The sequence below is a fragment of the Ilumatobacter sp. genome (assembly GCF_041688325.1).
Taxonomy (GTDB): domain Bacteria; phylum Actinomycetota; class Acidimicrobiia; order Acidimicrobiales; family Ilumatobacteraceae; genus Ilumatobacter_A.
Window position 1 is genome coordinate 22,729 of sequence record NZ_JBDNIJ010000104.1, and the last position, 10,945, is coordinate 33,673.

The window sequence follows — 10,945 nt, forward strand, 5'->3', positions numbered from 1 at the left end:
GGAAGGAAAACCCCTGCGCCGCTCAGTTGCCGGCGACCCGGCGGTCGTGGCCGACCCAATGCGGTTCGCGCAGCACCTTGCGCTGGATCTTGCCGACCGGGCTCTTCGGCAACGGTTCGGCACGCAGTTCGATGTGCGTCGGCTTCTTGTACGAGCCGAGTCGATCGACACAGAGCGAGCGGATCTCATCGATGATTCTGGCGTCATCGACGGCGATGCCGGCGGCCACCGAGCACACCGCCATCGGCGTTTCGCCCCACTTGTCGTCTGGCACCGAGAACACCGCCACTTCGACGACGGCCGGGTGGTCGGCAATGACGTTCTCGAGTTCGGCCGGCCAGATGTTGAATCCGCCCGAGATGATCATGTCGTCCTTGCGGTCGAGCACGTAGAGGTAGCCGTTCGCGTCAAGCCGCCCGATGTCGCCCGTCAGTACGAAGCCGTCGGGCGTGATGCGTTCAGCGGTGGCCTCGGCGTTGTCCCAGAACTCCAGCATCTGGCCATCACATTTGACGGCGATCTCCCCTTCGGCGCCGATCGGCAACTCCCGTGTGCTGTCATCGGGATCGCGAATCTGCAGGTAGGCGAACGGCAACGCACGACCGGTCGAGCGGAGCGGCTCCGAGCCCTCGACTTCTGAGAACCACTCTTCCGGGCCCATCATGCACACCGGGAGCGCCTCGGTCTGCCCGAAGCCTTGGTACAGCACCATGCCGAACACATCGCGGGCGAGCAACGCGGTCTCGTCAGCGATCGGTGCGCCGCCGATCTGGATGACTTTGAGTGCCGACCAGTCGCGGCTGCGCGCCGTTTCGTCACGGGCGAGCGCGTTCAGCATTGCGGGCACGGCGAACATGTAGCCGATTCGCTCGCGCTCCATGACCTCGATCGTCTCCACAGGGTCGAAGTGATCGAGCAGCACGTTGGCGCCGCCGCTCAGCCACGTCGGCGTGTACAGGTAGCCAGAGCCGTGTGAGATCGGCCCGACGTGGAGGCACCGTTCACCGGCAATCATCGGCGGGAAGTTGTAGAACCAATCGCGCCCGGCAGCGAGCCACGACCGATGGGTATAAGCAACGCCCTTCGGCTTGCCTGTTGTGCCACCAGTGTGGCGGATGATGTACCAGTCGTCCGGGTCGATCGGCACGTTCGGGTCGACATCGTCGTGCCCAGCGAGCCACTGCTCGTAACCCGAATCGCGGACGATGACGTGTTCGACGCCGGGCAGGTCGGCACGGATCGCCTCGATCTCGTGCGCGTAGTGCTCGGCGACGACGACCGCACGACATCCCGTGTGATCGAGCATGTGGATGTGTGCCTCAGCTGAGTTGCGGGCGTAGAGCGGCACACGCACGAGGCCAGCAATGGTCGCACCCGCAAAGAGATCCTGCGCCTCAATGCTGTTGTCTTCGAGGACACCGATTCGGTCGCCGGGAACGAGGCCGAGGGCGAGCAGCGCGTTGGCGAGCCTGATGCCGCGGGTCCACGCCTCGGCGAATGTCAACTGGCGATCACCATGGATCACCGCGGTCCGTTGTGCGTTCAGTTTTGCGGCTTGCGCCATGAGTCCCCGGACGTCCATCGGCCCAGTCTGATCTGTCAGCCAATCGAGTAACGACCTGGCCGCCGGTCTGGGCGGTGCGGATGGCCGCCGGTCTCGGCGGTGCGCATCGGCGGTGCGGATCGTTGCAGGCTCATGCGGCGTGCTTGCATGGGGCCATGGCGATCGCACCTCCGATACCGGCTGACCCCAGACCCCACCTGGCCGATTGTCGCATCGACGGATCAGCGTGCGCCGCATGCGGCCACGTTGCCGCTCGACAGCATGACCGCTGCGAGCGATGCCTCGGTTCGACCACGCCGAAGTCGTTCGGGCCAGGCGGCACTGTCTGGTCGTCGACCACCGTGCACCTCCGGATCGGCGATCTTGCTCCACCGTTCGTCCTCGCCTACGTCGACATCGACGGTGGACCGCGCGTATTGGCCCGCATCGTTGACGCGATCGAAATCCCCGCCGGGGGCGCCGTGCGATTCGTCGGCGACGACAACGGCGACCTACTCGTCGAGGCGGTGGCGTCATGACCGGCCGCCGAGTGGGCATCGCCGGCGTGGGCACCTCACAGTTCGGGCGCTTCCCCGATCGACGCGTCGAGGAACTGGCGTGGGAAGCAATCATCGAAGCAATCGACGACAGCGGCTTCGCACCATCTGAGATCGACGCGGCGTTCGTCGGCTCCGTGTTCGGCCCTCCTGGCCTCGCCAATCGGGTGCTGGCCGGTGCAGGGCTCGGTGGTATTCCGACTTTCAAGATCGAGGCAGCCTGTGCGAGCGGAACCGTGGCGCTGCACGAAGCGCAGCAAGCTGTCGCGTCAGGGCGCTACGAGCGGGTAATCGCCGTCGGTGTCGAGCAGTTGTCGACACAGTTCGCCGGGCCAATCGTGCCCGAACTGAGCGACCCCGAGGGCCGTGCAGGCTTGGCAATGCCAGCGCTCTATGCGCTGCAGGCAAGTCGTTATCTGCAGGAATTCAACGTCGACCCGGAACTCCTCGCTGAGGTCGCAGTCAAGAACAAGGCACATGGTGCGCTCAATCCGCGTGCCCACCTCTCGGGAACTCCGCCGACCAGGGCCGAGGTATTGGAGAGCCGACCGATCGCCGGGCCGTTGACCTTGCTGCAGTGCTGCCCAATGTCTGATGGCGCGGGCGCCGCGGTGATCACCGCGTTCGACCCCAGCTCCAAGCTCAACGCGGACCGCCATGTCGAGATACTGGCCAGCCAGTTCTCATCCGGCCCACTCTGGACGTCGAGCGACACCGAGCCATGGGGCTTCCAAACAGTGGAGCGCACCGCGGCCCGGGCATTCGCCGAGGCGGGGTTAGCCGTCAAGGACGTTGACGTGTTCGAGGTGCACGACGCGTTCACGATCGGCGAGATTCTCACACTCGAAGCAATCGGTGTCGCCGCTCGGGGCGAAGGCGCAGCACTCGCTCCGTCAGGCCACACACGCTTGGGTGGGCCACAACCGGTCAATCCCAGCGGCGGGCTGTTGTCGCGCGGGCACCCACTCGGCTCGACCGGCTTGGCACAAACCGCCGAATTGGTCTGGCAATTGCGCGGGGAAGCCGGCGAACGCCAAGTCAACGGCGCGCGGATTGCACTCCTTGAAACAATGGGTGGTGGCGCGGCAGGTGTCGACGCCAACGCGTGCGTCATCGCGTTGCTGCGCGGACCCGGCTCGTGAACGCTCCAACCAGCGACGTCGATCTCCTGGCGTCGGATGCAATCGCTGATCCCCACGCGATTTTCGCTGCGCTGCGTGAGATGGGCCCGATCGTGTGGCTCACTCGACATCGAGCGTGGATGTTCACCACACACGAGGCGGTCCGACTCGGTTTCCACGATCAACGGCTGTCAAGCGATCGGCTGACCCCACTCGAGGCGCGGCTCGACGACGCCTCACGCGCGGCAATGGGTCAGACCTTCGACCTACTCCGCGGCTGGATGGTGTTCCACGACGAACCCGAGCACGCCCGGTTGCGGGAGCCGCTCCGTCGCACGTTCACGCCGTCCCGTGTCACCGACCTCCGGCCGCGGGTCGAAGAGATCGTCGACGAGTTACTCGACGACCTCGCCAACATCGACGAACCCGACCTCGTCCGCGACTTCGCGTTTCCACTGCCGGCAATCGTGATCGCGGAGTTGCTCGGCGTGCCGGCCGAGGACCGCGACGACTTCAAGCACTGGAGCGACCAGCTCGCCGCCATCGTGTTCGGCTCGGCCAACCGAACAGCTGGCATCGAGCGGGCTGCGGCAGGCAGTGCCAAGTTCGTCGACTACTTCACCGGCCTGGTCGATCGATACACCCGCGAGCCCACCGACAACTTGATCTCTGCGCTCATCGAAGTGACCAACGACGACCCCGATGCCGGCCTCGCCCCGACCGAGTTGGTCGGGGCGCTCACGTTGCTACTGTTCGGCGGCCACGAAACGACGACCAACCTGATCTCGAACTCGATGCACTCGCTGCTCCAGCACCCTGCACAACAGCGGATGTTGGGGTCACAGCCCGAGCAGCTGGGCGGGGCGCTCGAAGAACTGCACCGCTTCGACGGCTCGACGAAACTGATGGTGCGCGTTGTCGGCGAAAACCACGAGCGAGACGGCATCGCAATGGAAGCGGGCCAGACGGTGTTTCTCGGCGTGCTCGGCGCCAACCGCGATCCGGTCGTCTTTAGCGACCCTGGTGACCTGCGCCTCGATCGCGCGAATGCCCGCTCGCATCTGGGCTACGGATACGGCGGCCACTTCTGCCTGGGCGCAGCCCTCGCTCGGCTGGAAACCGAGGTGGCGATCGGTCGCCTGATCAAGCGATTCCCCGAGCTCACGCTCCGCGACGACGCGGCGGTCACATGGGCCGAGGTTCTGCTCGGGCGCGGCCCGACAGCGCTGCCGATCAGCATCTGACGCCGCGACGAACTCGGATCACCACACAACTGTGGGTCGCGCACTCCAGGCAGTCGTGCCCGTCAGCAGCTCGCACATCGACCACCAATGCCGTTGGTCGTCGAACACAACAGCGTCGACAAGGGTGATACCGGCGACTTCAAGCTGACGTTGGAGGCGGAGGTACTGCTCGGCATCGTGCTCACCAGGAGGCTCGCAAGGATCCGTCAGGCCCGACGGTCGTTCGTCGATCACCACCCAGATCGGCGAGCAGGACCCCTCTGCTCGGCCATCCAAAAACGCCTCGATGAGCCGATTCGGCTGCGCAGCCCAATCGGCGAGCGAGTCCGAACACGTCGCCCGCGTTCCGCAGGTGAATTGGCCATCTCGGGCGAGGTGCCAGCTCTGTGTCCGGCGTTGCCCGGTGAGAATTCCTCCCTCGACAGCACACTGTGCAACGTCGTCGGCGCAGAGAAACGGGCGAGCGGCGATGTCGAGACCTGGCGGCGGACAAGGGATCGGGGACGCTTGTGGCAGGTTGAGAATGTGACGCATGGGGACCCTCCGGGGCAGTGCAGTACAGGAGTAGGTCGCTCAGCGACAAGCCAGTCGTCAGACGCCGGTGATTCCAGTATGACTCGACGGTGTCACACAGTGACCGGCGACAAGGCCGCCGGCAACGTCAGTAGCTGGCGCCGAGGCCAGCGCGTGCGTCGGTCTGGATGCCATAGGGCGGGATCGGGTAGCGCAGTCCATTGCGTGACAGCGCCTCCATCCCATCGATGGCCTGCACAAGTTGATGCGGCTGCAGCGCCATCAACATCTCATCGTCCTGCACGCCGCCGTAGCGACGTTCGGCGTAGCACGGGATCGACAGGCTCGGCTCGCCCGTCGACAGGGCGCGGCCCCACGAGTCAGCGCACGACGACTCACCAACACAGCCCCATTCGAGCTTCTTGTACCCCGACCACTGGAGCCCGTTGATCAGCAGGATCATCTGGCCAGGGGTCGCGTAGACCATGCAGATGTCCGGCGGATCCAGGCGGCCAGTGCTGAGCGGCGACACCGCCATTGCCTCGTATTTACCAATGGGGACGACGTGCATCGCGGCTTGGTGCGCGGCGGAATCTTCGATCGTCTCGAACCACACACCAGCCATGTGCTTGCCCGAGTACCACTCGTCATCCTGCGCGCCAAGCCCGAGGACGGCCTGGCACTGGGCGCCAACCAAATCGGCGCCAGTGATACCAACGGTCCAGTTGAGGCGCGATGCCATCGACACGATTTGGTCGGCCGTGTGGATGTCCTTTGGCCGTCGGATCTTCGGGACTGCTTCCATCTCGGCGGCAGTCTCGAACATCTTCATACCGATCGGCGTCGTGCGGATGCGGAGCACCTTGTCGAGCCGAGCCAGGGTGGTCGGCCAGTCGAGATCGCCGGGCGCGCCTTTGCGGATGTGGACGGCTTGGTCATTGCTGGTGTCGGTCATGCGGTGCTCCCAAATTGATCGGGTCGGTGTGTGGACAATGTGGCGGCGATTCGGTCGATCACCCTGTCGAGAATCTCGGGCGACGACGCCACGTTGATCCGGGCGCACCCCAGGCCACCAGTCCCGAACTTCGCGCCGCTCGACAGCGCCACCTGTGCGTGTTCAAGCAGCCATTCAGACGGGTCGTCGCCAATGTCGTACGCAGAGAAGTCGAGCCAGCCGAGGTACGTCGCTTGCGGGAGCTGAAAGCCGACACGGGGAAGGTCGGCGGCGAGTCGGGTTGCAAGCTGATTGCGGCGAACCTCGATGGTGCGGCGCGCCGCCGTCAGCCAGTCGTCACAGGCCGTCCACGCAGTGATCGTGCCGGTAATTCCCAGCGTGCTCGGTGAACCGTGCAAGTGGCCTGGCATCGTCGCCAGCGTTGCCGTGAGCCGTGGGTGATCGATGTGCGCAACGGCGGTGCGCAGGCCAGCGAGGTTGAAGGTCTTACTCGCTGAGCCGAGAGTGATCAGACGGCCGGCGAACCGCTCGTCGGTTGCGCCCAACGGCACGAATCCGGACTGGTGGGTCAGGTCGCCCCAGATCTCGTCGGTGATCACGAGCAGGTCGTGTCGCTCGGCAACCTTGGCGACGGCCGCTCTTTCGTCGGCGTCGAAGATGCGGCCGGTCGGGTTGTGGGGGTTGCAAAACAGGATGATCTTCGTCGTGTCGTCGATCGCCGCTTCGAATCGTTCGACATCGAGCTTCCAGCCGTCGGTGATCAGCGGCACCTCGATCCGTCGGCGGCCGCTGTTGTCGATCGCATCGAGGAACGGATAGTAGATCGGCGTGAACACGACGACGCCGTCGCCGGGATCGGTCGTGTTCCAGAGCGCGGCTTCCAGGGCATGGAGGGCACTCGTAAACGGGTGAATTTGCTCGATGTCGGGGCGCCACCCGTGCCGACGTTCCTGCCAGTCGGCGTACGCCGGAGCAAGGTCGACAGCAAATGGCCCGTACCCGAGGTCGCCGCGTTCGATGTGGGCACGGATCGCGTCGAGAACCGGCGCCGGCGGGTCGAAGTCCATGTCAGCGACCCACGCCGCGAGCACATCAGGGCCATGCTTGGACCATTTGACTCCGAGTCGCCCTCGAACTCGTTCTTCGCTCACCGTGAGCAGCGCGTCGGGTGTGCCCATCTCCGAACGGTAGTCAGCCGGGCACCGCGGACACGCACACGCGGCACGCCGAACTCGGGACGAGACAAGGCGGAATCCACCGCATACCGTCCCGAGAATCCCGTCGCTGGTGTGAACAAGGCCTGTGCACCATCATTCCAGTGGTGTGCCACAGTCGACCTCCGTCCATCGGGCGTTTGACCGGAACGCCACGACATTGACCGGCACCGATGGCCGGCCGGCAACAAGATCCCAGGCTCCATCCTGCAGGCGAGCGTATGCAGCCGATGCTGCAAGCTCCGGTGCCAAAACGTCCCGCACATCGGTCACGGAATCGGACAAAACATGGTCTTCAAGGCAGCCACGCTTCATCGTCCAGTCATGGAGCCACCCCGGAATCGTGAGCCCGACCTTGAAGCCGGTGTGCTTGGCCAACTGGTCGACTTCGGCGAGTTGGTCCGCCCACGCTGGAACGCTCAACCAGTAGCCGGCCTGGTGGGTCAACTCGACGCGAGTCAGCATCCAGGCTTGCGATCGCTTCGGCATGCGCGCCCGCACCATCGCGACGATCTCGTTAGGCATCACGCCCGAGTCAAGCAATTGAACGATCGGCCGACGAAGCGCCAGTTCGAGTTTGTCGATGAGTTCGATTCGCCGTTCCGCCGCAACGCACTCCTCACAGGCGCAGTCGATTTCGGGGTGATAGGTATCGGGCCCGCGGACCCAGCGTCGGCATTCCATTGTGTGATCTCCTCACGATGACGTGGTCTTCAAGAGTGAGGTCGTTCGAAGACGACGATTCGACCCGACTGGAGGGCCTCAATCGCCAGTATGGCGATTGGTTGTCACACACAAAGAGCTCGGGACGCGGCGCGATCAGTGAGGCGATGAGGCAGTCACACGCGGCACGCCGAACTCGGGACGAGACAAGGCGGAATCCGCCGCATACCGTCCCGAGAATCCGCAGGCCGCGTCAGGCGGGGCGAATCGGGTTCTTGTACGTGTCGAGGTAGGTGATCTCCGCGACGTCGTCGCGCTTGGCCGGCTTGAAGTCGGTGCCCTTCGTGTACGCAACGGGCAGCAGCCCTGCCTGCGTCATGTGATCGGGGATGCCGAGGATGTCGGCGGCTTCCTGTTCCTTGCCGAGATGCAAGGTGGTGAGGCAACTGCCAAGGCCGCGGCTGCGTAGCGCAAGCTGGAAGCTCCACATTGCCGGCATGATCGAGCCCATCAACCCTGCAGCAGCGTTGGCACTGTTGTCTTTCAGGCGACCAATGATCAGCGGGATCACGAGGACCGGAACTTCGCCGAGCTTCTGAGCGAGGAAGTTTGCCGAGTCGATGACGCGGCCCTGCTGGGTGTCCGTGTCGGCCTGCTCGGCTGCCGCCGCGAGATATTCGCCACCGGCGTCGCGGTAGAGCTTCGCGAGTGCTTCCTTCTTCTCGGCATCGCGGATGACCATCCAGCGCCAGCCCTGCTGGTTGGAACCCGTGGGGGCCTGCACGGCAAGCTGGAGACATTCGAGGAGCACGTCGTCGGGCACCTCCCGATCGAAATCGAGGCGCTTGCGCACCGCACGAGTGGTTGAAAGGAGTGCGTCAGTTTGATCGAGATCGAAGTCCATGCCGCCCATGTTGGCCGAAGTCGGTGGAACGAGATGTCATCGGCGGCGCCGCGCTGAATCGTGGCGAGCGTCGCTCCACCGTGTCTCACCGAACCGGACCAGGCATGCTGGTGGCGTGACCACTCCGATCTCGATCCTCGACCTCGCGTTTATCGGTGCTGACGAAACGGCTGCCGACGCGTTCCGGACGAGCGTGGCGATCGCACAACGCGCCGAACAGCGCGAGTACCAGCGCATCTGGTACGCCGAGCATCACAACATGGCATCGATCGCGTCGTCAGCAACCAGCGTGCTCATCGCTCACGTCGCCGCGCACACGTCGTCGATCCGTCTCGGTTCCGGCGGCATCATGTTGCCGAACCATTCGCCACTCGCGATCGCCGAGCAGTTCGGAACGCTCGCCACGTTGCACCCCAACCGAATCGACCTCGGTCTCGGCCGCGCGCCGGGCAGCGATCAAAACACGATGCGTGCCATGCGCACCGACCCTCGGGCGTCCGATCGGTTTCCCGACGACATCCGCGAACTGCAGGGCTACCTGGGCGCCGCGTCGATCGTTCCCGGCGTCGTCGCCGTACCGGGTGCTGGCACCAACGTGCCGCTCTACATCCTCGGGTCGTCGCTCTTCGGCGCGCGCCTCGCCGCGAAGTTCGGGCTGCCGTATGCCTTTGCTTCGCACTTCGCTCCGACGCATCTACTCGACGCGATCGCGACGTATCGCAACGAGTTCCAACCGTCCGAGCAGCTGAGCGCGCCATACGCCATGGCTGGCATCAACGTCATCACATCGGAAACCGAAGAGGATGCAGAACGGCAGCGAGTCGATGTGAGCCGCCGACGCATCGCCCGTTTCGTCACCCCGAGCCGCGAGTTGAGTGCTGCCGAGGCCGACGATCTCCTGGCGTCACCGCAAGGCCAACAGATCGCCCAGATGATGCACTACACCGCTGCCGGCACGCCCGAAACGGTGCATCACTACCTCGAGAACTTTGCCGAAGCTGTCGGCGTCGACGAGTTGATGACGGTGCATCCGTCGCCGACAATCGACGAGCGTCTCCGCTCCATCGACTTGCTCGCGGACGCCCGCGACGCCACCGCCGTCGCAATCTGAACGCTGGCCCGCTTTCTCGTTTATGTGAGCCATTACAGCGTCGGTTCCCGCTGTCGCTCACAAAAAACAGGGTTGTTCTTCTGGATGAGTACCCAGGGTGCGTTGCGGTCGAGTCGCCGATACGTACGACTTGTTTGAACTGCACCCGGCGTGCCGATTCTGGCCTCACGCCATGCCCGCTGTTCACCAGACGTGTGAGGCGATGCGAACTCAGCCCTGTTCGATAGCGGGAAGTACTTCGAAGAGGTCGCCGATCACTGCGTAGTCAGCTTTGACGACCATGTTGGCGGCGGGGTCGATGTTGATGGCGAGAATCTTCTTCGCCGCCTTCGCTCCCACCCAGTGCTGGATCGCTCCGCTGATGCCGCAGGCAATGTAGAGCTGCGGCGCAATGCGGGTGCCGGTTTGACCGACCTGATCACTGTGCGGACGCCAACCGTTGTTCGTGACCGCACGACTACATCCGACGACGCCACCGAGGCGCGCCGCCAGTGCTTCAAGCACCTGAAAACCTTCAGCCGAACCGACGCCGCGACCGCCACCGATCACGACCGGCGCTGTTGCCAACGTCAGGCCCTCCGACAAGACGACGCGATCTTGAATGACCGAACGGCTGACCCACTCAGGCAATTCCACGATGTGTTTCGTAATGGTCGCCGTCGCGCCCGCTGCGACCTCTTCGGCTTCAACAGCATGGTGGGCCACCGAGACGATCGGCAGACGCGACGCGAGCCGAGCCTCCTCGTTGAGCGAGCCGCCCCACTGCACGCGGGTCAACTCCCACTCATCATCGGTCTGCACCGACACACAATTGGCAACAAACGGAAGGTCGAGCTCAGCAGCAGCCTGCGCAAGCACCTCGTTACCGCGGTCAGTTCCGGACGCAACGATGCCACTCGGTGACAGCAGCGCAGCGAGCGAGGCCACGACCATGCCGTACGCCTCGGGGCCGTAGTCGCCCACGGAGTCGCCCGCGATGGACGCGTGATGCACCACATCGGCACCGTGCGCCGCACACACGTCGGCGAGGCCGACAGCGTCCGCACCGATCAGCAACGCTTCGACCGGCTCGCCGAGTTGCTCGGCGATCGATCGGGCAAAGGCGAAGGCCTCGAGCGAC

Annotated in this window: 11 protein-coding genes; 4 read left to right on the plus strand and 7 right to left on the minus strand. The window is 64.6% G+C overall.

Annotated features, from left to right (window positions below; all coding sequences use genetic code 11):
- Positions 1–22: 22 nt before the first annotated feature.
- Entirely contained in the window at positions 23–1,582 is a 1,560-nt protein-coding gene (locus ACH2EI_RS07075; protein WP_395159539.1) for a class I adenylate-forming enzyme family protein, read from the minus strand.
- A 137-nt stretch (positions 1,583–1,719) separates the two neighbouring features.
- On the opposite strand from ACH2EI_RS07075, the gene ACH2EI_RS07080 reads away from it, so the two are divergent.
- Genes ACH2EI_RS07080 through ACH2EI_RS07090 form a run of 3 tightly spaced genes read left to right on the plus strand, consistent with a single transcriptional unit; the run spans position 1,720 to position 4,465 of the window.
- Positions 1,720–2,082 carry a Zn-ribbon domain-containing OB-fold protein gene (locus ACH2EI_RS07080; RefSeq protein ID WP_395152734.1) on the plus strand — a complete coding sequence of 121 codons (363 nt, stop codon included), beginning with the start codon at positions 1,720–1,722 and terminating at the stop codon, positions 2,080–2,082.
- Complete coding sequence (locus ACH2EI_RS07085; RefSeq protein WP_395152733.1) at positions 2,079–3,242, plus strand: thiolase family protein; 1,164 nt, start codon at positions 2,079–2,081, stop codon at positions 3,240–3,242. Before ACH2EI_RS07080 ends, ACH2EI_RS07085 begins: the two co-directional genes overlap by 4 nt.
- The gene (locus ACH2EI_RS07090) at positions 3,239–4,465 is read left to right on the plus strand and encodes a cytochrome P450 (RefSeq protein WP_395152732.1); all 1,227 of its coding nucleotides are present in this window, start codon (positions 3,239–3,241) and stop codon (positions 4,463–4,465) included. The genes ACH2EI_RS07085 and ACH2EI_RS07090 overlap by 4 nt, the downstream gene beginning before the upstream one ends.
- Positions 4,466–4,483: 18 nt before the next feature.
- On the opposite strand, the gene ACH2EI_RS07095 is transcribed toward ACH2EI_RS07090, so the two are convergent.
- From ACH2EI_RS07095 to ACH2EI_RS07115, 5 genes are all read right to left on the minus strand, one after another.
- Positions 4,484–4,999 carry a hypothetical protein gene (locus ACH2EI_RS07095; protein ID WP_395152731.1) on the minus strand — a complete coding sequence of 172 codons (516 nt, stop codon included), beginning with the start codon at positions 4,997–4,999 and terminating at the stop codon, positions 4,484–4,486.
- 127 nt (positions 5,000–5,126) lie between these two features.
- Positions 5,127–5,933: a DUF169 domain-containing protein gene (locus ACH2EI_RS07100; RefSeq protein WP_395152730.1), complete on the minus strand. Its 807-nt coding sequence runs from the start codon at positions 5,931–5,933 to the stop codon at positions 5,127–5,129.
- Complete coding sequence (locus tag ACH2EI_RS07105; RefSeq protein WP_395152729.1) at positions 5,930–7,111, minus strand: MalY/PatB family protein; 1,182 nt, start codon at positions 7,109–7,111, stop codon at positions 5,930–5,932. The genes ACH2EI_RS07100 and ACH2EI_RS07105 overlap by 4 nt, the downstream gene beginning before the upstream one ends.
- A 132-nt stretch (positions 7,112–7,243) precedes the next feature.
- Complete coding sequence (locus ACH2EI_RS07110) at positions 7,244–7,831, minus strand: hypothetical protein (protein WP_395152728.1); 588 nt, start codon at positions 7,829–7,831, stop codon at positions 7,244–7,246.
- A 232-nt stretch (positions 7,832–8,063) separates the two neighbouring features.
- The gene (locus ACH2EI_RS07115; protein WP_395152727.1) at positions 8,064–8,714 is read right to left on the minus strand and encodes a nitroreductase family protein; all 651 of its coding nucleotides are present in this window, start codon (positions 8,712–8,714) and stop codon (positions 8,064–8,066) included.
- 115 nt (positions 8,715–8,829) lie between these two features.
- Here ACH2EI_RS07115 and ACH2EI_RS07120 point away from each other — a divergent pair, with 115 nt between their 5' ends.
- On the plus strand, positions 8,830–9,825 hold the full coding sequence (locus ACH2EI_RS07120; RefSeq protein ID WP_395159541.1) for an LLM class flavin-dependent oxidoreductase: 996 nt from the start codon (positions 8,830–8,832) through the stop codon (positions 9,823–9,825).
- 210 nt (positions 9,826–10,035) lie between these two features.
- On the opposite strand, the gene ACH2EI_RS07125 is transcribed toward ACH2EI_RS07120, so the two are convergent.
- Positions 10,036–10,945, minus strand: a 910-nt coding sequence (locus ACH2EI_RS07125; RefSeq protein ID WP_395159543.1) for an electron transfer flavoprotein subunit alpha/FixB family protein, incomplete at its 5' end; no start/stop codon positions are given.

Excerpts from the sequence above, each read along its gene's own strand:
- ACH2EI_RS07075 (WP_395159539.1), bottom strand. The coding sequence starts at position 1,582 with ATGGACGTCCGGGGACTCATGGCGCAAGCCGCAAAACTGAACGCACAA.
- ACH2EI_RS07080 (WP_395152734.1), top strand. The coding sequence starts at position 1,720 with ATGGCGATCGCACCTCCGATACCGGCTGACCCCAGACCCCACCTGGCC.
- ACH2EI_RS07085 (WP_395152733.1), top strand. The coding sequence starts at position 2,079 with ATGACCGGCCGCCGAGTGGGCATCGCCGGCGTGGGCACCTCACAGTTC.
- ACH2EI_RS07095 (WP_395152731.1), bottom strand. The coding sequence starts at position 4,999 with ATGCGTCACATTCTCAACCTGCCACAAGCGTCCCCGATCCCTTGTCCG.
- ACH2EI_RS07100 (WP_395152730.1), bottom strand. The coding sequence starts at position 5,933 with ATGACCGACACCAGCAATGACCAAGCCGTCCACATCCGCAAAGGCGCG.
- ACH2EI_RS07105 (WP_395152729.1), bottom strand. The coding sequence starts at position 7,111 with ATGGGCACACCCGACGCGCTGCTCACGGTGAGCGAAGAACGAGTTCGA.
- ACH2EI_RS07110 (WP_395152728.1), bottom strand. The coding sequence starts at position 7,831 with ATGGAATGCCGACGCTGGGTCCGCGGGCCCGATACCTATCACCCCGAA.
- ACH2EI_RS07115 (WP_395152727.1), bottom strand. The coding sequence starts at position 8,714 with ATGGACTTCGATCTCGATCAAACTGACGCACTCCTTTCAACCACTCGT.